18 protein-coding genes are annotated in these 25,493 nt (G+C 55.4%); 7 read left to right on the top strand and 11 right to left on the bottom strand.

What is annotated here, in order from left to right; genetic code table 11:
- The first annotated feature begins 34 nt into the window (after window positions 1–34).
- Window positions 35–988: an aldo/keto reductase gene (locus IMQ33_RS18845; protein ID WP_196062109.1), complete on the top strand. Its 954-nt coding sequence runs from the start codon at window positions 35–37 to the stop codon at window positions 986–988.
- Between the two features lie 42 nt (window positions 989–1,030).
- On the opposite strand, the gene IMQ33_RS18850 is transcribed toward IMQ33_RS18845, so the two are convergent.
- Complete coding sequence (locus IMQ33_RS18850; RefSeq protein ID WP_230326736.1) at window positions 1,031–1,576, bottom strand: GNAT family N-acetyltransferase; 546 nt, start codon at window positions 1,574–1,576, stop codon at window positions 1,031–1,033.
- Window positions 1,577–1,616: 40 nt separating this feature from the next.
- Entirely contained in the window at window positions 1,617–2,969 is a 1,353-nt protein-coding gene (gene yegD / locus IMQ33_RS18855) for a molecular chaperone (RefSeq protein ID WP_173408896.1), read from the bottom strand.
- A gap of 185 nt (window positions 2,970–3,154) precedes the next feature.
- Between yegD and alkA the strand changes: the two genes are divergently transcribed.
- On the top strand, window positions 3,155–4,663 hold the full coding sequence (gene alkA / locus IMQ33_RS18860; protein WP_065686559.1) for a DNA-3-methyladenine glycosylase 2: 1,509 nt from the start codon (window positions 3,155–3,157) through the stop codon (window positions 4,661–4,663).
- Here alkA and IMQ33_RS18865 read toward each other — a convergent pair.
- From IMQ33_RS18865 to IMQ33_RS18875, 3 genes are all read right to left on the bottom strand, one after another.
- Window positions 4,631–7,972 (bottom strand): diguanylate cyclase, encoded by a 3,342-nt coding sequence (locus IMQ33_RS18865; RefSeq protein WP_196062108.1) that lies wholly within the window; start codon window positions 7,970–7,972, stop codon window positions 4,631–4,633. The two genes, alkA and IMQ33_RS18865, sit on opposite strands and share 33 nt — an antisense overlap.
- Before the next feature lie 168 nt (window positions 7,973–8,140).
- Entirely contained in the window at window positions 8,141–9,574 is a 1,434-nt protein-coding gene (mgtE, locus tag IMQ33_RS18870) for a magnesium transporter (RefSeq protein WP_021178779.1), read from the bottom strand.
- Window positions 9,575–9,739: 165 nt separating this feature from the next.
- Window positions 9,740–9,907: a YfgG family protein gene (locus IMQ33_RS18875; RefSeq protein ID WP_065686557.1), complete on the bottom strand. Its 168-nt coding sequence runs from the start codon at window positions 9,905–9,907 to the stop codon at window positions 9,740–9,742.
- 527 nt (window positions 9,908–10,434) lie between these two features.
- On the opposite strand from IMQ33_RS18875, the gene IMQ33_RS18880 reads away from it, so the two are divergent.
- Window positions 10,435–12,678 carry an EAL domain-containing protein gene (locus IMQ33_RS18880; RefSeq protein WP_161712113.1) on the top strand — a complete coding sequence of 748 codons (2,244 nt, stop codon included), beginning with the start codon at window positions 10,435–10,437 and terminating at the stop codon, window positions 12,676–12,678.
- Between the two features lie 231 nt (window positions 12,679–12,909).
- On the opposite strand, the gene ppx is transcribed toward IMQ33_RS18880, so the two are convergent.
- Together ppx and ppk1 are read right to left on the bottom strand one after the other, a co-directional pair.
- A complete protein-coding gene (ppx, locus tag IMQ33_RS18885; protein ID WP_065686555.1) occupies window positions 12,910–14,469 on the bottom strand; it encodes an exopolyphosphatase in 1,560 nt (519 codons plus the stop codon).
- 10 nt (window positions 14,470–14,479) lie between these two features.
- Window positions 14,480–16,543 (bottom strand): polyphosphate kinase 1, encoded by a 2,064-nt coding sequence (gene ppk1, locus IMQ33_RS18890; RefSeq protein WP_021807129.1) that lies wholly within the window; start codon window positions 16,541–16,543, stop codon window positions 14,480–14,482.
- Between the two features lie 255 nt (window positions 16,544–16,798).
- Here ppk1 and IMQ33_RS18895 point away from each other — a divergent pair, with 255 nt between their 5' ends.
- Genes IMQ33_RS18895 through pstB form a run of 3 tightly spaced genes read left to right on the top strand, consistent with a single transcriptional unit; the run spans window position 16,799 to window position 21,448 of the window.
- The gene (locus IMQ33_RS18895) at window positions 16,799–18,958 is read left to right on the top strand and encodes an ABC transporter permease subunit (protein WP_196062107.1); all 2,160 of its coding nucleotides are present in this window, start codon (window positions 16,799–16,801) and stop codon (window positions 18,956–18,958) included.
- Window positions 18,955–20,607, top strand: coding sequence for a phosphate ABC transporter permease PstA (gene pstA, locus IMQ33_RS18900; protein WP_161739020.1), 1,653 nt, complete (start codon window positions 18,955–18,957; stop codon window positions 20,605–20,607). The genes IMQ33_RS18895 and pstA overlap by 4 nt, the downstream gene beginning before the upstream one ends.
- Before the next feature lie 28 nt (window positions 20,608–20,635).
- Window positions 20,636–21,448: a phosphate ABC transporter ATP-binding protein PstB gene (pstB, locus tag IMQ33_RS18905; RefSeq protein ID WP_065686551.1), complete on the top strand. Its 813-nt coding sequence runs from the start codon at window positions 20,636–20,638 to the stop codon at window positions 21,446–21,448.
- A gap of 12 nt (window positions 21,449–21,460) precedes the next feature.
- Here pstB and IMQ33_RS18910 read toward each other — a convergent pair whose 3' ends face one another.
- Window positions 21,461–22,201: a polymer-forming cytoskeletal protein gene (locus tag IMQ33_RS18910; RefSeq protein WP_230326735.1), complete on the bottom strand. Its 741-nt coding sequence runs from the start codon at window positions 22,199–22,201 to the stop codon at window positions 21,461–21,463.
- Window positions 22,202–22,512: 311 nt separating this feature from the next.
- On the opposite strand from IMQ33_RS18910, the gene IMQ33_RS18915 reads away from it, so the two are divergent.
- Complete coding sequence (locus tag IMQ33_RS18915) at window positions 22,513–23,019, top strand: DUF1993 family protein (protein WP_024527053.1); 507 nt, start codon at window positions 22,513–22,515, stop codon at window positions 23,017–23,019.
- 42 nt (window positions 23,020–23,061) lie between these two features.
- Here IMQ33_RS18915 and speG read toward each other — a convergent pair whose 3' ends face one another.
- The 3 genes from speG to purM all read right to left on the bottom strand — a co-directional run bounded on the left by speG (window position 23,062) and on the right by purM (window position 25,407).
- On the bottom strand, window positions 23,062–23,619 hold the full coding sequence (speG, locus tag IMQ33_RS18920) for a spermidine N1-acetyltransferase (RefSeq protein WP_098930169.1): 558 nt from the start codon (window positions 23,617–23,619) through the stop codon (window positions 23,062–23,064).
- Between the two features lie 112 nt (window positions 23,620–23,731).
- A complete protein-coding gene (gene purN / locus IMQ33_RS18925; RefSeq protein WP_065686549.1) occupies window positions 23,732–24,370 on the bottom strand; it encodes a phosphoribosylglycinamide formyltransferase in 639 nt (212 codons plus the stop codon).
- Window positions 24,370–25,407, bottom strand: coding sequence for a phosphoribosylformylglycinamidine cyclo-ligase (gene purM, locus IMQ33_RS18930; protein ID WP_024527056.1), 1,038 nt, complete (start codon window positions 25,405–25,407; stop codon window positions 24,370–24,372). The genes purN and purM overlap by 1 nt, the downstream gene beginning before the upstream one ends.
- Window positions 25,408–25,493: the final 86 nt, after the last annotated feature.

Raw genomic sequence — 25,493 nt, forward strand, 5'->3', positions numbered from 1 at the left:
GGCGAATTTTTTCTTTTCCCTCAGGAGCCACATCATGAGCAAGAAACCGTTGGGCCGTTCAGGCATTCAGGTCCCGCAACTGACCTTTGGCGGCAACGTCTTTGGCTGGACGGCAGACGAAGCCACGTCTTTCAGCCTGCTGGATGCTCTGGTAGCCAATCAGCTGAATTTTATCGATACCGCCGACGTCTATTCGAGCTGGGCGCCGGGCAATCAAGGCGGTGAATCAGAAACGGTGATTGGTAACTGGCTGAAGAAAAGCGGCAAACGCGACCAGGTGATCATCGCTACCAAGGTGGGAAAACCGATGGGTGAGGGCAAGCAAGGCTTGTCACCACGCTATATTCGTCAGGCCGTAGAGGATTCGTTGCGCCGCCTGCAAACCGATTATATCGATCTTTATCAGTCCCATGATGACGATCAGGACACCCCGCTGGCGGAAACGCTGGCGGCGTTTGATGAACTGATCAAGGCCGGGAAGGTGCGAGCCATTGGCGCTTCCAACTATCAGGCAGACCGGCTGGTGGAAGCGCTGAAAGTCAGCAAGGAAAACGGACTGGCGCGCTATGAAACCCTGCAACCGGAATACAATCTGTATGCCCGTGAAGGTTATGAGCAGGCGCTGGAAGCGGTGGCGCAGCAACAGGGGTTGGGGGTGATCAACTTCTTCTCACTGGCCAGTGGTTTCCTCACTGGCAAATATCGTAGCGCACAGGATGTGGGTAAGAGTCAGCGTGGGGATACCATTGTGTCGCGTTATCTGAATCCGCGCGGTTTCCGCATTCTGGCGGCCCTCGATCTGCTGGCAGAGAAACACCAGACCACGCCCGCACAGATCTCGTTGGCCTGGTTGATTGCTCGGCCAAGCATCACCGCACCAATCGTTAGCGCCACCTCGTTAACGCAGCTGGATGAGTTGGTGAGTGCCACACGGCTGCAATTGGCCGCCGAGGATATCAAGACGCTGGATGAGGCAAGTGCCTGGTAAGACACCTGACATCAAATATTATTCAATGCGTTATCATCACCATCACGTGTTTGGCGACAGCTTACGATACAACACATGCTTGCGTAGTGGATGGCCCAGAGGTAAACGGGGATGCTCGAAGGTTTCACCGCTGAAGGTCATCCCGATGCGCTCCATCACTCGGCGGGAAGGGAGATTAATTTCAGCAGTAAAGGACACGACTTCTGACAGTTGCAGCCTATTGAAAGCGATATCCAGCGCGCAACGAGCCGCTTCGCTGGCATAGCCTTGGCCCCAATGCTCCTGCGCCAGCCGCCAGCCAATTTCCACGCAGGGCGAGCAGGGCAAATCGTCGCCAGGAATGGCTAGCCCGACAAAGCCGATAAAGGCGGCTTGATGCTTCACCTCGACGGCCCACAATCCCCAGCCGTGCTGTTGCATAAATTGGCGGATGCGATTGGCCTGAGCGTCGCTTTCAGCGTGGCTTAGCGTTGCCGGGAAGTATTTCATCACCTCAGGGTCGCTGTTGAGCGCGGCAAAGGCGGGCAGATCGCTATCTTGCCAACTGCGCAGCAGCAATCTGGGTGTTTCACCAGTGATGATAGCCATAATGCTCCATTGTCAGGGGCGTTAGCCGCCCCTGCGTTAATCAACGAAACAGCGTCTGCGCCCAGCGTGCCAACCCGGCGGTGACCGAGCCAAAATCGTTGCCACCGACGATCGGGATCCCTGGCAACTGCTGTTGCAGTGCAGTTCTCAGCAGCGGTGAGCGCGCGCTACCACCGGTCAGGTAAATGACCTGCGGCTTACTTTGGCTGGTGGCCAAGGCTGCGCTAACCTGTTCCTGGATACGTAGCAGAGGTTGGGCAATGGCATCGGCCAACTGCTCCTGGCTGATCATCTCTGCCAGCTCCGGCTGCACAAAATCCAGTTGGGCGCTGATGCTTGCCTGACCAGATAGCGCAATTTTACTCTCTTCCGCCGCACGTACCAGCCGATAGCTCAGGCGCTGCTGATGTACTTTCAACAGACGTTTCACCTTCTCGGGTTCGGCAGCGTCGCGGATCAGATCGCGCAGCATACGGCCATTGGCCGTGCTGTAGAAATCGATTTGGGCCGGGACATCGTTGGTCGCTACCGCGTTCCAGTAAGGCAATGCAGGCATGGCGATCCCTTTCTCGGTTTCACCGCCCATACCGAACAGCGGCATCAACTGTTTGAACGCCAGCATGATATCCAGATCGTTACCGCCCACGCGGCAACCGCTGTGCCCCAACAGGCTCTGTTGGCGTTCGGCACGATCGCGCCATTGTGGCCCCATCAGCAGCACCGAGCAGTCGGTGGTTCCGCCGCCGATATCGACCACCAGCACGGTTTTCTCTTCGCTTAGCGTCGCTTCAAAGTCCAGCCCGGCGGCAACCGGTTCGAACTGGAACTCGATCTCTTTGAAACCGGCCCGTTGTGCGGCACGATGCAAAATCCCCTGCGCCTGCTGGTTAGCCTCTTCACCGCCGGTGCCCTGGAAGTTGATCGGGCGGCCAATGACGGCCTGATCGATGCTGGTTTGTAACACGCCTTCCGCCTGGCGCTTGATGTGGAACATCATGGCGCACACCAGATCTTCAAATAGCGCAATCTGCTGTGGCTTAAGGCCATTAGCCCCGAGGAAGGATTTCGGCGAGCGGACAAAATACACTTCTTCCGGATCTTCGATGTAGTGAGCCAGCGCCTGCAGGCCGAACAGCACGCTGTCGCCGTTGACCGGAATATCTTCTTCGCGGTTGAAGGTGATGGCGCGGCGCAGCAACTGCTGGTTTTCCTCGCTGCCGGTTGGCACCTGCCAGTGGCGATGCAGGCACTCACTCACCGCCTCACGCGTCGGTGCGCACAGCATCGAAGGGAGATACGGTTCGTTGTTTTCCAACGTCAGTAATTCAGGGCCCTGCTCGCGCATAACGGCGACAGAACAGTTGGCAGTGCCATAATCGAAGCCAATAAACATTTTTCGTTCCCCATGCCGATGAAGGGGGGCGACTTTACCCGAGACTGGTCTGCCGAGCAACGAGTGGGCGGCTAACTGGCGAAAAATTTAGCGGCAATCGCGGCGGCATGGTTAACTTGATGGCAGCGATATCAAACAGGTTAATGTCCGATTCCCGCACGTCAGCCACAGGTCCGAACGCCATAATGAACAAAAAACTGACTCCGAGCGATGCCATGAAGAATCAACAACAGGCGCTGTATAGCGCGCTGAGTGCGCGTGACCGTAAGTTTGACGGACGATTTTTTGTCGGTGTCTCCTCCACCGGTATCTATTGCAGGCCGGTATGTAGCGCCCGGACGCCGAAAATCGAAAATTGTACGTTTTACCCCAGCGCTGCCGCCGCCGAACTGGCCGGTTTTCGCCCCTGCCTGAAATGCCGCCCTGAATTGGCTCCAGGGCTGGCGCTGATCGATCTGGGCAATCGCTATGCTCAGGTTGCGGTTCAACTGATCGAGCAGGGCTATCTTTCAGAGCACAGCTGTGAACAACTGGCTACCCGACTGGGGATTTCCGATCGCCATCTGCGGCGCATTTTTGCCGAGCAGTTCGGCGCTTCCCCCATTGATTACGCCCAGTCGCACCGTCTGTTGCAGGCCAAACGGCTGCTGGCGGATACCGATTTACCCTTGAGCGAGGTGGCGTTTGCCGCAGGATTTGGCAGCCTGCGGCGTTTCAATGAGCTGTTTAAAGCCCGTTATCGCCTGATCCCTTCGGTATTGCGCAGCACTGCTGGCCGTAGTGAGCGTGCCGCCACCAGCGGGCTGGTGTTTCATCTGGGGTATCGGCCACCTTACGATTGGCCGCGTATGCTGGGGTTCTTACAGACGCGTGCGGTCAGCGGCGTGGAAAGCGTTATCGGTCAACAATACTGCCGTTCGATTGCGGTGGATCAGGGGGGCGTCGAATATTGCGGTTGGGTGAGCGTCCAGCCGGAAGAGGCGCGAAACCGGGTGCGGGTGGAAATTGCTCCGTCACTTAGCCGAGTGACGACCGAAGTCCTACGGCGCATTCGCCAACTGTTCGATCTGGATGCCGCGCCGGACCGCATTTGCGAGGCGTTAGGCGCGCTAGCGGCGGATGCGCCCGGTTTACGTTTGCCAGGCTGCGTCAGCAGCTTTGAGCAGGCTACGCGTGCAGTATTGGGTCAGTTGGTCAGCGTCAAGATGGCGGCTACCTTTGCCGGACGGATGGCCGAACGCTGGGGAACGGCGCTGGAGCAACCGTATGGCGATATCACTCATATTTTTCCGCAGGCGGCGCGGATTGCCCAACTGCAACCGGAAGAGCTGCGCCCATTGGGCGTACAACTGAAGCGTGCGGCGGCGCTGATTGAAATTGCGCGCAGGGTGACAGAAGGGCGTTTGCAACTGGATAACGTGCTGGATATCGAACAGGGTATCAAAGAGTTAACCGCACTGCCGGGGATAGGCAGTTGGACCGCCAGCTATATTGCTATGCGGGCCTGGTCATGGCCGGACGTTTTTCTGGCGGGGGACTATCTGATCAAACAGCGTTTCCCCGGCATGACGCCGCGCCAGATTGAGCGCTATGCCGAACGCTGGCGGCCTTGGCGGTCCTACGCCACCTTGCATCTGTGGCATAACGATCGTTGGACACCTTCAGTGAATACCGAAGTAGCCGCCGCTGAGTAAATCGCTCAGCGGTAGCTCCAGTGCAATGGTGTCACCGTCTACCAGATCGACCCCGATGGCAATCAGCGCACTTAGCGTAACCTGTTGATGTGCTGGTCCAGCCAGGGTTTGGGCATTTACACGATGTGCTGCACCATGGATCATTGAAACCATCAGCTCATCCATTTGATTGCAGTGGACGTCGGTGATAAAACGTTCGTCAATGCGGATGTAATCGATAGTCTGGCCGTTTAACTGATCGAAGGTGTTCAGGTTGCGGCCAAAACCATTGACGATCAGCTTGCAGCCCATCTGCTGCAAACGGCGCATAAAGGCACCGCCATCCTCTGGGTGATCGAGCACGATAGTCTCGTCCACCATGAGATACAGCGCGCTGGCCGGCAGCACGGAAGCCGCCAGTGATTCCAGCAAATAATTTTGAAAATCACTATCTAGTACGCTGTCGGTGGCCAATGGCAGCGCAATGGCCAGCCCCTTGCGGCGTAGAGCTTCGGCGTGTCTTTCCAGTACCTGGCTTACCAACCAGCGATCGACATCTGGCAGCAAACCGTAGAGCTGGGCAGCTGCCAAGAAGGACTCGGAGGCCAGCAGGCGGTCATCGGGGGGGCGAACGTGCAGCTTTAACTGATAGAAGCAGGCCGCCTGCGGCGTTTTAGGCGGCGAGGCTGCCCTGACGCGTAACAGCAATTGCTGATTATCGATAATATTCAGCACTTCCTGGCGCGTTAGCAGCTCATGCTGCCGCTCCATCTGCTGTTTTTGCCGGGCTTCATAGATATAAACCTGGCCGCGGCCTTGGTGCTTGGCGGTATAACAGGCGATATCGGCCTGTGCCAATAGCTCGCTGCTCTTACCGCTGCTGGCCCCGATTGGTGTAATACCCGCGCTGGCACCGACATGATAAATCTTGCCTGCCCAGCAGAATGGGTGTTCGCCGATCTGCTCGATCATCTGTTGCATCAGCAACTTGGCCTGTTCCAACGAACAGTCGAACAGGATCAGGCCAAATTCGTCGCCACCGAGCCGTGCCAGGCAGTCGCTGTTACGCAGTTGGCGTTGCATCAACTGGCCAATCTCCCTGAGCAAGGCATCGCCTGCCGCGTGTCCGGCGCTATCGTTAACCGCTTTGAACCTGTCGAGATCGAGGAACACCAGCGAGTGCTGTTGCTGGTTTTCGGCCGCGCTGGCAATCGCGCCCTTCAGCCGCTTTTCGAAGCTGGTACGGTTTTGCAGGTTGGTCAGCGCATCGTGTGAGGCGTTGTAGCTGAGCTTTTTCATCAGTTCCCGCGAGGCGCTGACATCCTGCAACACCATCACTGCCCCCATCACTCCGCCCTCGATGGTTTTCAGCGGAGATACCGATTCCTGTACATCGAAACGGCGGCCGTCGCGGCTGTGCAGTACCAGCGCGTATTCTGCTGGCAGAGGGGGCCCCTCTTGCAGACAGTTTTTCACCGGATTTTCTATCTCTGGGCCATCCTTGCCGTTGGTCATCCGCACCACGCCGTTGATCGGCATACCGAGCGCCATCTCCAGCGGCCAACCGCACATTTGTTCCGCTACCGGGTTCATAAAGGTGATGCGCATTTCGCGGTCGGTGGAGATCACCCCTTCGCCAATGGCGTCGAGCGTAATGTGCAAACGTTCCTTCTCTTCGTGCAGCGCTTCGGCCAGCGATTTGATTTCCGTCATGTCGATATTGGTACCGATCATCCGCTTTGGCTCACCATGCTCATCGAAAATGGTATTACCCTGGGCGCGAATATGGCGTATTCCCCCCAACCGGGTCTTGATGCGGAACTCCATCACAAACGGCCGGTGCTGGTCGGTAAGCGTTGCCATTTGCCGCCCGATGCGCTCACGCTCCTCCTCCAGCAGCAATGACTTCCACAGTGCCAGGGTGGGTGGTTGATCCGGCGTCAGTTCGTACAGCTCGAACATCCGTTTATCCCAGGTGAGTTTATCCCCAGCCAGCATCCATTCCCACACGCCGATCCCGCCAGCCTGATTGGCTAGCGTTATGCGCTCCACCAGGCTGCGGTTCTCCGCTTCGGTACGCTTTAGTTCGTTGATATCTTCAACTTGAGAAATAAAGTACAGCGGTTGGCCCTGCGGATCGCGCACCAGGGATACCGCCAGCAGTGTCCAGACGCTCTCACCGTCGCTACGGATATAGCGTTTTTCCATGGTGTAGCTGCTGATGTGCCCATCAAGCAGGTCTTGTAACTGTGTCAGATCGGCATTTAAATCATCGGGATGGGTGATTTCTTGAAACGTCAGGTGGCGCAGGGTTTCTGGGGGATAGCGCAGCAGCTTGCACAGCGCCTGATTAACCTGTAACCATTTACCTTCTGGTGATACCAGCGCCATGCCGATGGCCGAATACTCCAACGCATTACGGAAACGCGCTTCGCTTTCCACGATATGCTCTTTTTCCACCCGGAAAGCATGCATCACCATCGCCATGGAGTGTGCCGGGATCAGGATCAACATCAGTGGCAGGTAGATTGTCACATCGCTTAAAAACGTCCCCCTATCCTGAAAATGCAACAGCCCGAGCGAGATCATCACCGTAATCATCAGGGTCGTAGTAAAACAGATGATAAAGGCTTCGAGCCGCGGCAGGCTGATCGCTGCCCACAGCAACGGCAGGATGATAAAGGTAAACGGGAAGGGAAGGTTGAGCAGTGCCAGATAGCTGAAGACCAGTGTCCCCAGCGATACCAGCAGCAGTTCAAACAGGTTTAGCGTTCTTAACATTGAGCGGCGATAAACCAGCCCGATCGGCGCCAGAGCCAGTACGCCAATCGCTTCGGAAATAAACCAGGTGCTGAAGGGCTGCCAAAAGGTTTCTCCTGGCTCCGGTGCTACTGTGGCCGCCAGTAGTGCGCTGAACATAGGCATGAAGATCACGGCGCAGAAAACAAATTTCAACCAGCTTGCCAAGTCGTTTAACGGATCGTTCGGCTGCAGTATTCGCCGTAACAGCAGGGTACAGACGGTGGCTTCCAGCAGGTTAATCAGCGTGAGTTTGACCGGGAACCAACTGAGGCCGAACAGCAGGAAACTGGCAATACACATGCCGATCCCGCTGAGGATCAAGTGCAATGGCCAATTGCGCGGTGGCTGGTGGAACATCAGCATAATAACGGCGGCAGTCGGGAACCACAGCGGGGTAAAGTGGCTGGATTCTGCTGACAGCGTCAGGCACAGATAGGCCAGCAGAAACACAATCAGTGCGCTCAGCAACGAGTGGGTGAACAAGGAACCTTTAGCTTTGAGTGGGTGCTGCGCTGCGCTGAGATCCATCGGTAACCTTCACTTTGTGCTATCGACCACTAAACCCTGCCGCCATAGGGAAGTACAGCGGACGAGGAAGACCTATCCAAGTATATACCCAACCTCTATCAAGACACACCGTTGCGATTCGGCACTTCCTCCGCAAGGGAAACCCGCGCTAGCTATCGGCGACACTGACTAAAGCAGGAACACGGTCGCCAGCCCCAGAAAGATAAAGAAGCCGCCGGTATCGGTCAGGGCGGTGATCAGTACGCTGGAGCCCACGGCAGGATCGCGGCCCAGTTTGAGCATGGTCATCGGTATGATCACCCCCATCAGCGCGGCGACCAGCAGGTTGAGCATCATGGCCAGCGTCATCACGCCCCCCATTGCCAGGTCGCCATACAGCAGATAGGTAACCAGCCCCATGATGCCACCCCAGACGATCCCGTTGATGATGGCTACGCCCAGCTCTCTGAACAACAGGCGCGAAATATTGCCCTCTTCGATCTGATGCAGCGCCAGCGCGCGCACGATCATGGTAATGGTCTGGTTGCCGGTATTGCCGCCGATACCGGCGACGATGGGCATCAAGGCGGCCAGCGCTACCAATTGTGAAATGGTGTGTTCAAACAGGCCAATAACCCTGGAGGCGATAAAGGCGGTACAGAGGTTGATTGCCAGCCAGGCCCAACGGGTTTTCACCGCCTTGCTGACTGGGGCAAACACGTCTTCTTCCGGGCTTAACCCCCCCATACGACGCAGAGTGGTGTCGCTTTCTTCGTTAACCACGTCAACGATTTCTTCGATGGTTAACCGCCCCATCAGTTTGCCTTTGGCATCGATCACCGGCGCGCTGATCAGGTCATAACGTTCGAACGCGCTGGCCGCAGCTTCGGCTTTGTCTTCCGGCTGGAAGGTGGTGGGATCGCTGTCCATCACCTTAAACACCGGGGTTTGTGGATCGTTAAGCAGGATCGCGGTCAGCGGCAGTTCGCCTAACAGGGTGTTTTTGCGATCGGTGACGAACAGCTTATCGGTGGCGTCCGGGATGGTTTTGCGTTGACGCAGGAAGCGGTGTACGGCCCCCAAGGAGACATCCGGGCGTACCGAGACCAGCTCGAAATCCATCATCCAGCCGACGGTATCCTTGCCGTAATGCACCATCTCGCGCACCTGCTCACGCTGCTCTGGCTCCAGTGAGGTCAGCAGGCGGCCCATCAGGTTACGTGGCAGGTATTGCGCCAGATAGGCCTGTTCATCGACATCCAGGGTTTTGATCGCCTTGAGCAGGTCTTTATCGCTCATCTCTTCGATCAGGCTATCCCAGACGGGTTCGGCAACTTCTACCAGGGTTTGGCCGCGCTTGTTGTTATCTACCAGCCGCCACAGCGCCAGGCGTTCATCTTGTGGCAATGCTTCTAGCAGGTCCGCGAGGTCAGCGGCGTGCATATCTTGCAGCAAGTGGGTGATTTCGGCGGTATGATTAAGCAGTTCGCCTTCGCTGAGTTGTTTTTCATCCCCTGAGCGGCCAAGAATGCCGTCAACCAAAGGGGTATTATTTAACAGTAGGCTTAGAATGCGCTGACGATACTCAGCGACTTTTTTGACGTTATGTGTTGCGGCGGACATGGAATTCCTTAACGCTGACTTGGCACACCGGGTTCCTTTTAGACTATCTTTAAAAGATAGAGCATAGCGGCAGTTGGCGTGATTTTTATCAATCTGATGGTGCAGGGTCAGCAGCTTTGGCGTGCCAGTGACTCAGGGTGAGGGTCGCTTGGTAGGGCAAGATAATCACCGATTATCCACGCGGGCTTCCTGGGTCTGCGGTTCAGGCAGCGATCTTTTTTCCTGATGATGGGGAATAGCGGCAATGGCAGCATACAGCAGGCGACCGACTAGAATGATGAAACTGATCAGCAGCACGACTTTGGTCATGCGACCGGTTGTGGTCTTTCTCATGGTTGATTGAGCCCGTCGGTTTTTCCCATTGGCATTGTTCAAGCACCGTTTTGGGGCTGCCCCTGGAAAATGATGGTAGCGATTACCGTTGTTTGACGCATGCCTGCCATAGCTAACATTGATTTAAATTGTAAATGGAATTCTAGGCTCTGATGACAAAAGATGTCCATTTATTTCCGTGCGTTTGACTGAGCAATTTAGCTGGGGTTTATGTCCACCACTTTTTAAGCGGTCACTCGAAATGGACGGGATATAGATTTTGTCTGATTTTTTGTTGTGTATTAATAGGTTATTATCGGCCTATTGAGTGTTGTATGGATTTTTCTTAGCCTTTTCTCTATTAATTGATCGTGGTCAAATCTTAAGCTATCGCAGAGAATAGAATTCACAGCCATTCTTGATGCTGGAACCGGATGTCTCAGCTTGTTCCCCGAATGGTTTTGTGGTGGGATCGGATCCTGCCTTTTCTGCGATTTAAAACGCTTAAGCGACGAAGTGAATCACGCCTTAGCGGATACAGTGTCTTGATGGGTATTTTAAAGTTCTGGAATAATTTACGTGACCGTTGGTGGGGGCAGCCAATAGTGCTGAGCCTGCTACTGGTGCCGCTTGCAGGCTGGCTATCGCCACGCCTGATGCTGCCTGATGGCAAAGTGTATCTGGTCTATCTACCGCTGGCGGTCTGTTTTTCTTTGCTGATGGTTTATGACTGGCGTGCCATGCCAGGCATCGCTTTGGCTATCCTTATCCGCTACTCCAACCGTTCCGGCAATGATGTCGACGTGATCATGACGTTGCTGTATGTGGGATGTCTGAGCATTTGCTGGTGGGGCTATCGCTGCCAGTCGCAGCGCCGCTGGTGTGTGGGGCTCACCGAGTTGAAGCTGGGTAAATACCGGCTGATTTGGCTGGTCCTGATGCCGCCAGTGCTGTTTATATTTGGTTTACAGCTGGTTATCGGTCTCGATTTGTTGCCGGACGAGCTCGGCATGCTTTCCGGTAGCGGTAATCACCTACACGCACTGATCAATTTCCAGGCCATCCTGATTGGCTGCCTGTCTTCCATGCAGTTGTTCTATTTCGCCTTACGGATCATCAAGAATCCCAAATTTGCCCGCGTACTGTTGGGAAGGGTCCGCCGTGAGATGGCGCCGTCGGTCAAAAAGAGTGAACTGCAACTGTGGTTGGTGGTGCTGATTGCCTTGGTGGTGGTACTTGCCTACCACACGGCAGATACCAACGCGATGCAGGTGCCCGACTACAGCCTGACGCTGTTACTGCCGGTGATGCTGTTTAGCGCTATGCGCTTTGGTTACCTGTTCAACTGTATTATCTGGGCAGCAACCCTGCTGGTGTTGTTCTTTAACTATCCGGGTTATGTGCAATGGGACAGCCTGCTGCATAACCTGACCATGATCTCGTCAATGATGCTGGCGTTCACTCTCAGTATTTTGCTGACTTCTGCAGTGCATACTCGCCAGCGGATGGATCATGCCAAGGCGCAAAATGCCTCACTGAAAGATCCGGTCATCGGCTTACCCAACCTGCGCGCATTGAAGCGCGATCTGGCCAAGGTGCCGCGTTCTACGCTGTGCTTCCTGCGGATTTCCGAGCTGGATTTGCTCAGCCGGAACTATGGCATGCAGTTGCGCATCCGCTTCAAACAGAAGCTGGCGAGTAGCCTGCGCACGGTGCTGGAGGAAGGGGAAGACGTCTATCATCTGCCGGGGTACGATCTGGTGCTGCGGCTCAACGGTTCTGACGGTGAGGCCCGAGTGGCCAAAATCCAGAGTACGCTGGAGAAGTTTCGTCTGGTGTGGAACGGTCTGCCAATCCATCCACCGCTGGGAATTAGCTACTGTGGAGTCTATTCGGAAGTGGAACACCTGCATCTGTTACTGGGGGAATTGAGCTCGTTGGCGGAAATGTCGCTGACCAGCGGCCGGCCTGAAAACGTGCAGAATGGTCATCATGTGGTGCAGGATGAAATCAAGCGCAAAGTCGCTTTGTTACACTGGGTGCAACGCTCGCTAGATAACGACGGTTTCATGTTGATGGCTCAACCGATTGTCGGGATTCGCGGCGATTCTTACCATGAGATCCTGCTGCGTATGCTGGATGATGAAGGTAACGTCATTCCTCCCAACGAATTTCTACCGGTGGTGCATGAATTTGGTTTGGCTTACCAGTTGGATATGTGGGTACTGCGCCAAACCCTGCAGTTTATGCAGCTCCATCGCGAAGGTATGCCTAGCGCGCGCTTTGCAGTGAATCTGTCACCGTCCTCGCTATGTCGCCCAAGCCTGTGCCAAGACGTGCGCGATGCCCTGCGGCAATACCAGATTGAGCCTTATCAACTGGTGCTGGAGGTGACGGAGTCTCATCTGGTGCAGGATGTGAAATATGCCAAGAACTCGCTGAAAGAGCTGCGTCAGTTAGGTTGTCGCATTGCCCTGGATGATTTTGGCACCGGCTATGCCACCTACGATCGCCTGAAGGAGCTGCATGTCGATATCTTGAAGATCGATGGCAGTTTTGTGCAGGACATGCTGACCAGCAAGGTGGATTACCAGATCATTTCGTCAATCTGTAAGGTGGCGCTGATGAGGAGGTTGTCGATTGTGGCGGAATACGTCGAGTCGGCCGAGCAGCGCGATGCGCTTAAAAGTCTTGGCGTGGATTATATGCAGGGCTACTTTATCGGTAAACCCCAGTTGTTGGCGTCTCTAGTGCCGATGGAGGCACTGCCGGAAGACGAGGAGTCTGACTGAGAGTATGCCCCTCACCCTAACCCTCTCCCACAGGGAGAGGGGACCGATCGAGTACGCTGATTTTTCTGCGCCATACTCCATCCTCGTTCTTCTTACTCCGTAGATACCGAAGCAGCACACGCCAACCTAGCACCCCAACCCGCTCCCTGTGGGAGAGGGTTGGGGTGAGGGGAACAAACGGCTGGATACTTCATTAGGAGCTCAATCAAAACGTACTGAATACGGTGTGGGTTACGCCGCAGGTTTTGTGTCTGCGTCCTGCTCGCCTTCTTCTTCTATCACCAGTTTCCAGCCAACCACGTCATTCCAGTATTCCTGCTCACGCTCGAAATCGAGCTGTACCAGGTTGTTCTGTGTCAGATAGCCTACCGGGAAGCGCAGCGTCCAGTGATTATCATCGGTTGTCAGGCGCAGAGTTTCCGGTGTAGTGGTGGCCTGACGCTGATTGTTAAGCAGGGTGCTGAGGCGTAACAACTGGATCAGCGGCAGATAATATTTCTTCTTGAACAGGTTCAAGCGGGGTAACTCTTCGAGCTTGATCGCTTTACGCTGGAAGCGCACCAGCGCCGACAGCAGCAACTGCTGTTCCTGGTTGAAGCCCGGCAGGTTGGTATTTTGCAAAATATAGGCGGAGTGGCGGTGCATACCGCTATGGTTGATGCTCAACCCCACCTCATGCAGCATGGCGGCCCATTTCAACAGCGCTTCCAACTGTGGCTGCACCAGTTTGGTATTTTGCGCCATCCACTGAGCGTACAACAGCTCGGTGGTATCGAGCACGCGCTTGGCCTGCTCGCGGTCAATATTATAGTGATCGGCCAGGCTTTTGGCCGTGCGGCTGCGAATATCCTGGTGGCGGAAGCGGCCTTCCATTTCATACAGCACGCCTTCTCGCAGGGCACCGTCTGACAGACGCAGATCGCGGATTGCCAGCGCATCAAATACCCCACACAGGATCGCCAGCCCCGGCACAAATACCGATTGACGATCTTCCGACAGGCCCGGCAGGCTCAGGGCGCTGAAGTTTTTAAACTGCAACACCTGCTCAACCAGCAACTCCAGCCGTTCAAGGGTAATCAAACCGTCTTTTTCACCCATGGCCACCAAAACTTCGTGAGCGGCCTTGATGGTGCCAGATGCCCCCAAAGCATATTGCCAGCCCTGGATGCGGTATTGCCAGGCCAGGGTTTCCAATTTTTGTGCGGCGGCCAGGCGTGCCCGCTTAAAGTTGGTTTTGCTGATCTCCCCTTCAGGGAAGAACAGGTGGGCAAAGCTCACGCAACCCATGCGGCGGCTCTCTGCCAGCAGAGGCTCGAAATCCTCCCCGATCACCAGTTCGGTAGAGCCACCGCCGATGTCGATCACCAGCTTGCGGCCTTTTTCCGGCTGAGTATGTTCGACCCCCATAAAAATCAGACGGGCCTCTTCCTGCCCGGCGATGATTTCGATTGGATAAGGGATCACTTTTTCCGCCCGCTTGAGGAACACCTCGGCATTCACCGCCTGACGCAGGGTGTGGGTACCCACTATAGTAACGTTATCCGCCGGGAAACCCTGTAATCGCTCGGCAAACAGCGCCAGGCAGGCCAGGCCCCGCTCCATGGCTTCTTCACTGAGCACGTTTTCGCTGTCCAATCCATCGGCAAGGTGTACCCGCTGTTTTAAACGGCCTAACACCTGTAAGGCGCCGTTAACGACGCGGGCGATCACCATATGGAAACTGTTCGAGCCAAGATCGATGGCAGCGATTTCCTGTGGCTTATTATTGGTTGCAGTGCTTTTTAGCGGCATAGTGGCTGGCCTAGTTGTCCGGTTGTTCCAGAGCTTTTAAATACTCATAAATGGCCACCTGTGCACGTACCTTACGGCGATTGCCACGCGGTACATACTGGTTGCTCAGTTCTTTATCGATATAACGGGCCTTGACCGTATCGCTAAACAGCAGCTCCAGAATATCCAGAACGCGCTGCTTGAGCGCCGGATCCAGCAGCGATACTGCTACTTCGATACGGTAATCTATGTTACGGGTCATCCAGTCGGCGGAAGAGAGATAAACCCGTTTGTCACCTTTGTTTTCGAAAACGTACACCCGATCGTGTTCCAGATAACGGTCGACGATGCTGATAACCTGAATATTGTCACTTATTCCCGGCAGGTTGGGGATCAGCGAACACATGCCGCGCACCAACAGACGGATTTTCACGCCGGCAGCGGCAGCGGTATATAACCGATCTACCAGCCCTTTATCCACCAGATTATTTATTTTCAACATAATAGCGGCGTTTTCACCGGCTAATGCGTTGGCAATTTCACGATCGATCAGATCGTACAGCATGCGGCGGGAGTTCTGCGGCGAAACCATCAGGTTGTCGAAGGAGACCGGCCGGTACGGATTTTCAATAAAATTGAATACCCGGCGTACTTCGTTAGTGATGCGTGAATCGGCGGTCAGCAGCGAGTAGTCGGTGTAGATACGGGCGGTTTTTTCGTTAAAGTTGCCGGTACCAATATGAGCATAGCGCACAATATCGTCACCTTCACGGCGCGAGATCAGGAATAGTTTGGCGTGAATTTTCAGCCCCGGCGCGGAGAAGATCACGTGCACCCCGGCCTCGGTCAAGCGTTTGGCCCAGTGGATGTTGGCCTCTTCGTCGAAGCGTGCCTGTAGCTCCACCACCACGGTCACTTTCTTGCCGTTATGCGCCGCATGGATCATCGATTCGATAATGCGAGAGTCTTTGGCTACCCGATAGATATTGATTTTTATCGCCAGCACGCTGGGATCGAACGACGCCTGGCGTAGCAACTCCAGCACGTGTTCAAAGGTGTGGTATGGGTAGTACAGCAGCACGTCTTTTTCGCGGATGGCATCGAAGCCGTTGCGGAATTTATCGAACCAGATATGCCGCAGGCGCGGTAGCGGGCGGTTGACCAGATTGGCCTTGCCGACGTTCGGGAAGCTGATGAAGTCTTTAAAATTGTGGTAACGGCCACCGGCAATCACCGAGTCGTAGTTGGAAATCCCCAGCTTGTTACGCAGCAGCTCCACCATCTCGTTGGGCATATCGCGCTGATACACAAAGCGTACCGGCTCGGCGGTCAGGCGCTGTTTCAGGCTCGACGACATCAGTTCCAACAGGCTGGATTCCATTTCTGTCACCAGATCGTATTCTGCATCGCGCGTCATTTTCATCGAATAGGCGTTGAGCGCGTCATAGTCGAAGAAGCCCTTGAAGATGTCGTCCAGGCAATAGCGCAGGATGTTATCCAGCAGGATCATTGGCTTGCGTCGGCGGGGGGCTTCCGGCGGCAGATTGACGAAACGGGGCACTTTGTCGGACGGAATTTCCAGTAACGCATAATCGATGCGCGTACCGCGAATGATCTCCACCGCCAGATAGGTGTAATCGTCCTTCAGGAACTGCACCAGATTGGTGTCGTGATTGATCAGGATCGGCGTGATGTGCTGGCGCAAATGATGCTTGAAGTATTGCCGCAGCCAGATTTGCTGGTTCTCTGACACCTGGCGCTCGTTGATCAGGAAGATTTGGTTGCGCGCCATCTCCAGCAGTAGATCGTTGTACAGGCTGTCGAACTCCTGATCGGTCTTCAGCACCTTGGCCTGAATTTTTTTCAGCAAATGACGTGAAGCGCCACCTGAACCCTGTTCTTCGCTGATCAAGATGCGCCGTTTCAGATCGGCAAAGCGGACTTTATAGAATTCGTCCAGGTTATTGGAGTAAATGCCCAGAAATCGCATGCGCTCAATCAAGGGATTGCTCTTATCTGCGGCTTCCTGCAACACGCGTTCATTAAAGGATAACCAGCTTAATTCTTTGTCGATGTAGAGCTTTTCCTGACCCATTGCTACTCCAGTTCAATTTTAGAAAAGGATCGGACTTATCGCCGAATACCGCTCTAGTGTCCTTCTTCATTATTGCGAGAGATTGACAACAATGTCCAACATATCTGCGGAGTTATCCCGCCGCATTGCCCGCCGCAAATTGTTATTCCTCCATCATGGCACCCGGTAACTTTGTCATGCAAACGTCACAAAACTGACATAAGATGCCCGGTTATCTTTGGGTGCAAGCCCGACAACGGAACCGACGACAGGCAAATGGCACAGACAACGCTTAACCAACATCCCCGGGATCGCCTGCGTGCGCACGTTGATCGTGGCGTACAAGGGGCCGTGACCGTCAGCGGGCTGCTGGTATTGATGACGCTGATGCTGATCTTTGTCTATCTCTTGCTTTCGGTTTTACCGCTGTTTAAACCGGCCTCGCTAGGCACTTCGCGCGTATTGCCAATGAGCTACAGCTCCCCAGCGCTGGCCATCGGGATGGACGTTCAGCAGCGTATTGGTTATCGCATCGATCGCCAGGGGGAAGGGCATTTTTATCCGTTGCAGGCACCGAGCAATAACCCTGCACAGCAAACGCTATTGAGCCAGCCTACATTATTGGCCCAGGCGGTTGGAGAGCGTGACCTGTTTGCTCTGGCGCGTGCGGATGGCAGATTGATGGTTGCCCAGGCCGATTTTGCACCGGCGGGCGGTGGTGAACCGCAGTGGCGCTTTCCGCTGGGGCAGGAGCCCTTGGCGTTTGATCCCCATGGGCATGCACTGACATTGCTAAGCCTGGCACAAGTCCGCCGCGGCAACTTCCTGCTGGCGGCGGTAACGGACGACAACCGGTTGCTGTTTGGGCGTTTCAGCCCGACGCTTCAGGGCCACCCCACGGAAATCCCTTTGGAAGCCGCGCCACAACAACTGTTGCTAACGCCGGATGGCCGCCAGCTTTATCTGTTAACCGGCAACCAACTGGCCCGCTATCAGATTGAAGGGGCACAGCCGCAGCTGCGAGAGACGCGAACCTTGGGTGAACATCTTCCCTATCGCCTGACGGCGTTGCCAGGGGGGAGCGCATTATTGATCCAGGCTGGCGACGGTAGCCTGCGTGAATGGTTTGACGTGGAGAAAAACCAGCGCTACCAGTTAGCACCGATACAGCAATTTGCCCATCAGACTACCACGCAGGAGTTGTTGGTCGCCGAGCCGTATCGGCGGGTATTCGCCACCTTGCAGCCGCAGGGCGAGTTCGCCTTGTTTTCCAGTATTCAGTCCAAGCCGTTGCTCAAGGACAAGCTTCCCGCCAACGTACAACAGATGGCGTTTGCCCCGCGTGGCGACGGTCTGTTGCTGGAAACGGCCCAGGGTTGGCAGCATTATGCTGTGGATAATCTCTATCCAGACGTCACCTGGCGTTCACTGTGGCAGCGGCTGTGGTATGAGAACTACCCTGAGCCGGCCTATGTGTGGCAATCCACCTCGGGTGAAGATAGCTACCAGGCTAAATTCAGCCTGATGCCGGTGATCTTTGGCACCTTCAAGGCGGCGGCGTACTCCATGTTATTCGCCATCCCGCTGGCGTTGGCCGGGGCGATTTATACCGCCTGCTTTATGTCGGCAGGGTTAAGGCGGGTCGTCAAACCGGCGGTCGAGGTGATGGGCGCGTTGCCAACGGTGGTGATTGGGCTGGTGGCCGGTATCTGGCTGGCACCGATGATCGAGCGTTATCTGCTGGCCGTGTTGGCTTTGCCGTTCTTGTTGGCAGGGGGCGTGCTGTTATGCAGTTGGCTGGTTAACCGATTTACGAGGCGGCCTTGGTCACCGGGTTGGGATTTACTGTTGCTGTTACCGGTGGTGGTGCTGACCGTTTGGCTGGCGCTTGCCGTAGGACCCTGGCTGGAGCTTAAGCTGTTTGCTGAACCGCTGCATTTCTGGTTGGGTGAGGACTTCGATCAGCGCAACACGTTGGTGGTGGGCGTGGCGATGGGCTTCGCACTGGTGCCGATTATCTTTTCGCTGGCAGAGGATGCGTTGTTCAGCGTGCCAGCCTCGCTTAGCCGGGGTTCATTGGCCCTGGGGGCCACCCAGTGGCAAACCGTATTGCGCGTGGTGTTGCCTTCCGCCAGCGCCGGTATTTTCTCTGCGCTGATGATCGGTTTTGGCCGCGCGGTGGGGGAAACCATGATCGTGCTGATGGCCACCGGCAACACGCCGCTGATCGACGGCAGCCTGTTCCAGGGCTTACGGGCGATGGCGGCCAATATCGCCATCGAAATGCCAGAGGCCGTCACGGGCAGCAGCCATTATCGGGTCCTGTTCCTGACCGCGCTGGTGCTGTTTATCTTTACCTTTGTGTTTAACACGCTGGCGGAGGCGGTACGTTTACGCTTGCGTAAGCGCTATACGCTGAACCAGGAGACACCATGAGAAGCTGGGTGAAAAGCGGCTCCCCGTGGATTTGGCTGACGGCGGCATCGGTGGCCATCAGCCTGCTGGCGCTGATCGGCATTTTACTGCTGCTGGCCGGGCAGGGGACACGTTATTTCTGGCCCAGCCCAGTCTATCAGTTCGAGCTGAATCAGACGGCCGCAGGCCCGGTATCGGTGGTGGGTGAGCTATATCAACGGCAGACGATCTCGCGCCAGCAATTGCAAGACGCCGGTGTTGCGTTGCCACCAGGGGAAGCTCAGAGCTTTATCCGCTACCTGATCAAAGTGGGGAACCGGGAAAGCGAAGGGCAGGATTTCCGTACTTTGCTGGCCAGTGACGTCAGTAGAATGACTACCCCTCGCGATTTATTGGTGTTGGAGCGTAACAGCAATGGCACCGCGTACGGCTACCTGGCTGGCTTACTGGAAGATGGTCAACCATTGACCGGCAGCGATCTGAGCCAGGCGTTGCAACAGCGCTTGCCGCAGATTGCTGCGCTGACGCGACAGGCGCGTGATATTCAGTTCCGCGACATGGCACGGATTAACGAACAGTTTGAGCATTTACGCCTGCATGAAAAGAGTCTGCAGCGTGAGAATAAGCTGGATGCGCGCTGGCAAGCCTCTATCCGTGCCGAGCGGCAGGAGTTGCAACGCCAATACCGCCAGCTTGCAGGCAAACTGCAAGGGTTGGAACGCGATCGCCAGCGTGATGCCTTGCTGCTGCGCGACATGCATGGGCAGGTTCATACCATTCCCCTGAGCCAGGTGCGCGATGCCTGGTATCCGAACGACATGAGCAGCGGGCAGAAGCTGGCGCATTGGACCAAGCAAGTACAAAAATTCCTGACCGACAGCCCGAGGGAAGCCAATACCGAAGGGGGCGTGTTCCCGGCGATCTTTGGTACCGTGTTGATGGTGATCCTGATGTCGATCGTGGTGATGCCGTTTGGCGTGATTGCCGCCGTCTATCTGCACGAGTATGCCGGTAATAATCTGCTGACGCGGCTGATCCGCATCTCCGTAGTGAATCTGGCGGGGGTGCCATCGATCGTCTACGGCGTATTTGGTCTGGGGTTCTTTGTCTATATGGTAGGGGGGTCGCTCGATCGGCTGTTTTATGCCGACTCCTTGCCGAACCCGACGTTCGGCACACCGGGCGTACTGTGGGCCGCATTGACCCTGGCATTGCTGACCTTGCCGGTGGTGATTGTCGCTACTGAAGAAGGGTTGTCGCGTATTCCCGTTTCGTTGCGCCAGGGATCATTGGCTCTGGGAGCCACCCGGGCGGAAACTCTCTGGCGGATCGTGCTGCCGATGGCGGCACCGGCGATGATGACAGGCCTGATCCTGGCCGTAGCACGTGCGGCGGGGGAAACGGCACCGCTGATGCTGGTTGGCGTAGTGAAATCGGTACCGGTGCTGCCGGTGGACGATATTTTCCCCTATTTGCACCTGGAACGTAAATTCATGCACCTGAGCTTCCAGATCTACGATATGGCATTTCAGAGCCCCAGCGTAGAAGCAGCGCGGCCACTGGTGTTTGCCACGGCATTCCTGCTGGTGTTAATTGTCGTTGGGTTGAACCTGACGGCAATGGGTATCCGGCATTCGCTAAGGGAACGGTATAAAGCATGGTCGCAATAACAAGGTTAAATCTTTTGGGGAGTGCCAAATGAGTCTGATAACGCCGGGCAGCCTACCTCGGTTGGACGTCCAGCATCTTGCCGATGAGCATACCGCGCTGGCGGTCAACGGCCTGGATTTGTTTTATGGTGACAAGCAGGTGCTGCACAATATTTCGCTGCGTATTCCCAAACACCGGGTGACGGCGCTGATCGGTCCTTCTGGCTGCGGCAAGTCGACGCTGTTGCGCTGCTTTAATCGCATGAACGATCTGGTGGATCGCTGCCGGATTGACGGCGAACTGCAACTTAATGGCGAAACCATTTCCGGCCCGCAGATTGACGTTGCCGCTTTGCGGCGGCGCGTGGGCATGGTATTTCAGCGGCCAAACCCGTTCCCGAAATCGATCTACGAAAATGTGGTTTACGGCCTGCGCTTACAGGGCGTCCGTGACAGGCGCATTCTGGATGAAGCCGTGGAGCGATCCTTACGTGCCGCCGCGCTGTGGCATGAGGTGAAAGATCGGTTACGGGAAAATGCGTTCCGCCTATCCAGCGGCCAACAACAGCGGTTGGTGATTGCACGGGCGATCGCGGTTGAACCGGAAGTGTTGCTGCTCGATGAACCGACCTCTGCGCTGGATCCGATTTCCACCTTAACCATCGAGGAATTGATTTCGGTGCTGAAACAGCGCTACAGCGTGGTGCTGGTGACCCACAACATGCAGCAGGCCGCGCGGGTTTCCGACTATACGGCGTTTATCCACCAGGGGACGCTGGTGGAATATAACGATACCGACGCGATTTTCACTTCGCCACGCCAACGCCGTACAGAGGATTACATTACTGGCCGCTATGGCTGACGGGCGAGGAGCTTAATTGGCATGCTTGCTCGACTGCGGGGTCGGTTGTTCCTGTTGTTCAGGTTCAACCTTTTTCAGTGCGGTCACTTTTGCCTGAGCGGGCTGGGCCTGTGGAGGCGTTTTTTGCATCAACTGCGATTGGCCAATAAACAGGCCGCCTTTCTCGATGGAGATTTCGTCGGCGAAAATATCACCGCGCATGCTGCCCTTCGGCTGGATTGACAGCGAGTCGGCGAAGCAACGGCCTTCAACGGGGCCATTGATCATGATTTGCTGGGCGCGGATCTCGCCTTTGACATGGCCGCTGGTTTCAATGCGCACCATGTGGCTGCAAATGATGTTTCCCTCAACCCGGCCTTCGACAATGATATTGCCATCGCCTTCGATCACACCGGTGAACAGCGCACCATTGGAGATAAAGGTGTCCTTCTTGGCACGGATTGGCTTGATGGCGTCGGCAACTTCAGGCAGGGCGTTTGGCTCAGAGTGAGCAGCCGGCTGAGGCACGGGCTGATCGATCAGCTCCTGCGCTTTTTCCTCATTAACGGCTTTATTTTTCTTATTGAATGACAGCATTTGATCCATCCTTGTTATTTTGTAGATAAACGCCAGCGTAGCCAACAGTGCCAGGACCAAGGCGGCCAGCAGCGCGCGTTTTAAGTAGATACCGGTGAAGCTGATCCCTGTCAGCCAGAGAACGATGGACAGTGTCCATAATCCCCATATACACCATAATAAGTTGTAATTACGCATGTTTTTCAGGCCGTTAGAAGTCCATTCGCCGCGAAAGTGCGGGATGCCAGGCGGCAGCCAGCGTGACGGTTCCTGCAGGGCTATCCGTAGTAGCGAGTGATGATACCTAATAATGCGAGCTAATTCACCACTCGCTTGGCCAACCAAGGATATTCTCAAAGGGTCACAAAAATTGACTATTTATATGATTTTTAATGTTAAATAGATTTTTTGCATGAATATGGGGGTGCGGACACACTCTGTCAAACAACTGAACGACATTACTCCGGCAACCGGCGTAAGATGGCTGGTCACTCACATCTGGAGGTTGTATGTCTTTATCGATTTATGCCCATTCCCCATTACAGTTTGTCCGTGGTTTGCAGATCCTGTCGGCGTTACTGAAAAAAGGTGAGCAGTTCTTGCAGCAGAAGCAGCAGGCTGAAAGCGTGCTGTTAGAAGCTCGACTGGCGCCAGATATGTTTCCACTGCTGCGGCAAGTACAAATTGCCAGCGATGCTGCCAAAGGCGCAGTGGCCAGATTAGCCGGGCAGGAAGTACCGTCCATGCCGGATAACGAAGCCAGCTTTGCCGAACTGTACCAGCGTATCGAAAAAACCATCGCCTATGTGCAGGGCTTCCAGGCGGCAGATTTTGCCGAGGCCGATGACCGCAATATTGAGATTAAAAGCAAAACGCGTGACTTCCACTTCACCGCGCAAGATTTCCTGCTGACTTTCGCCATCCCCAACTTTTATTTCCACCTGACCACCGCCTATAACATCCTGCGTAATCAGGGTGTGGAAGTGGGGAAATGGGATTATCTGGGCGCGAAGTAATTCTGCATCTTTCGGGGAGAATAATATCTCCCCGATTGGCTGTTATTTGATCAATGGCTTATCACCAGACTGGGCCGTCTTGAACTTCGCTAAATACTGCGGCTGGAAGATGCACATGCGCAGCACGGTGCGGTATGCACCGCTAACGAAGAATTCGTCAATCAATTCGCCTTCGACCTCAAAGCCCAGCTTGCTGTAAATATGGATCGCCTTCGGGTTTTCTTTATCGACGATCAAATACAGCTTATACAGGTTAAGTACCGAGAAGCCGTAGTCCATCGCCAGTTTGGCGGCGGTGCTGGCGTAGCCTTTGCCCTGATGCGCCGGATCGATGATGATCTGGAATTCGGCGCGGCGGTGGATATGGTCGATCTCTACCAGTTCAACCAGCCCGACCTTGGCCCCTTCATGCTCGATGATAAAACGCCGTTCGCTCTGATCGTGAATGTGTTTATCGTACAGATCGGAGAGCTCGACAAAGGCTTCATAAGGTTCTTCGAACCAGTAGCGCATGACGCTGGCGTTGTTATCCATCTGGTGAACAAACGCCAGATCTTCCCGCTCCAGCGGGCGCAGCCTGACGTTGGTGGTACTCGACATACATTCTCCTAGGTATCAGTAATCTGGCAAAAGTATAACCCCAGGAGCAGATTCAAGGCGAAAAAAAACGGCGCCGTGAAAGGCACCGTTTAGATTGCGGTTAAATTGCGGATCAGTCGGCGGCATAACCTTGCGCTGGCAGGCGTTCATCGTCCAGCCAGGCGGCGTTATCGCGCATTGCCAGCCGCCCTTCGATAAACCAGCTCACCACCAGAGGATATATGGTGTGTTCCTGGGTCTGCACCCGCTCAATGATCTCATCTTCCTCGTCACCGGGGAAGATCGGTACCTTGGCTTGCAGGATCACCGGGCCACCGTCGAGCTGCTCCGTGACGAAATGCACCGAAGTGCCATGTTCGGCGTCGCCGTTGTCGATAGCCTGACGATGGGTATGCAACCCAGGGTATTTCGGCAGCAGGGAAGGGTGGATATTCAGCATGCGCCCGGCATAGTGCTGCACAAAGGCGTTGCTGAGAATGCGCATATAACCGGCCAGCACCACCAGATCGGGTTGGTATTGGTCGATAGCCTGCGCCAACGCGGCGTCAAAGGCTTCGCGATCGGCAAAGGCTTTGGCATCCAGCGCTTGAGCGGCAATGCCAGCCTCTTCGGCACGCTGCAGGCCATAAGCCTGCGCGTTATTGCTGAATACCGCCACGATAGTGGCGGCAATCCGGCCCTGTTGGCAGGCATCGATCAGTGCTTGGAGATTACTCCCCTGGCCGGAGACCAACACCACAATCTTTTTCATCACTGGATGACCACTTGTTGTTCGTCAGAAGAAGCGGTCAGTTTACCAATCTGCCAGGCTTTTTCACCCGCGGCGGTCAATATTGCGATGGCTTTTTCTACCGACTCCTGTGGCAGCGCAATCACCATACCGACACCGCAGTTAAAGGTACGGTACATTTCATGACGGCTCACGTTGCCTGCCTGCTGCAACCAACTAAACACGGCAGGCCACTGCCAGCTCGACTCGTCGATCACCGCCTGCATCCCTTCTGGCAACACACGTGGGATATTTTCCCAGAAGCCGCCACCGGTCAGGTGAGCAATCGCGTGCACTTCCACTTTCTCGATCAATTCCAGTACCGATTTGACGTAAATCCTGGTCGGCTCGAGCAGATGATCTGCCAGCGGTTTGCCTGCCAGGTCAGTGGTGGTGGGGTCGGTCTTGCTCACTTCGAGGATCTTGCGCACCAGCGAATAACCGTTGGAGTGCGGGCCTGAAGCGCCCAGAGCGATCAGCGCATCGCCGGACTGTACTTTGCTGCCGTCGATGATTTCGGATTTCTCAACCACGCCCACGCAGAAACCAGCGACGTCATAGTCTTCACCGTGGTACATGCCGGGCATTTCGGCGGTCTCGCCACCCACTAACGCACAGCCGGACTGTTTACACCCTTCGGCAATCCCGGTGATCACGCTGGCGGCGGTATCCACATCCAGCTTGCCGGTAGCGAAGTAATCGAGGAAGAACAAGGGTTCAGCGCCCTGAACCACCAGATCGTTAACACACATCGCCACCAGATCGATACCGATGGTGTCGTGGCGTTTTAAATCCATCGCCAGACGCAGCTTGGTACCCACGCCGTCGGTGCCGGAAACCAGTATCGGCTCGCGGTATTTTTGCGGCAACGCGCACAGGGCGCCAAAACCGCCCAGTCCACCCATCACTTCCGGGCGGCGGGTCTGTTTCACTACACCTTTGATGCGGTCTACCAATGCGTTGCCAGCATCGATATCGACACCTGCGTCTTTATAGCTGAGAGAGGTTTTGTCGGTCACTGCGCGATCCCCACGACGGTTTGCGGTTTGAGAACGGTGCTTCCGGCGGTGGTGCCGGAACCAGGCGCGGCAATTCTAACAGCGCA

Source organism: Serratia sp. Res13-Sevr-LER1-36-b (assembly GCF_015673035.1).
GTDB classification, from domain to species: domain Bacteria; phylum Pseudomonadota; class Gammaproteobacteria; order Enterobacterales; family Enterobacteriaceae; genus Chania; species Chania fonticola_C.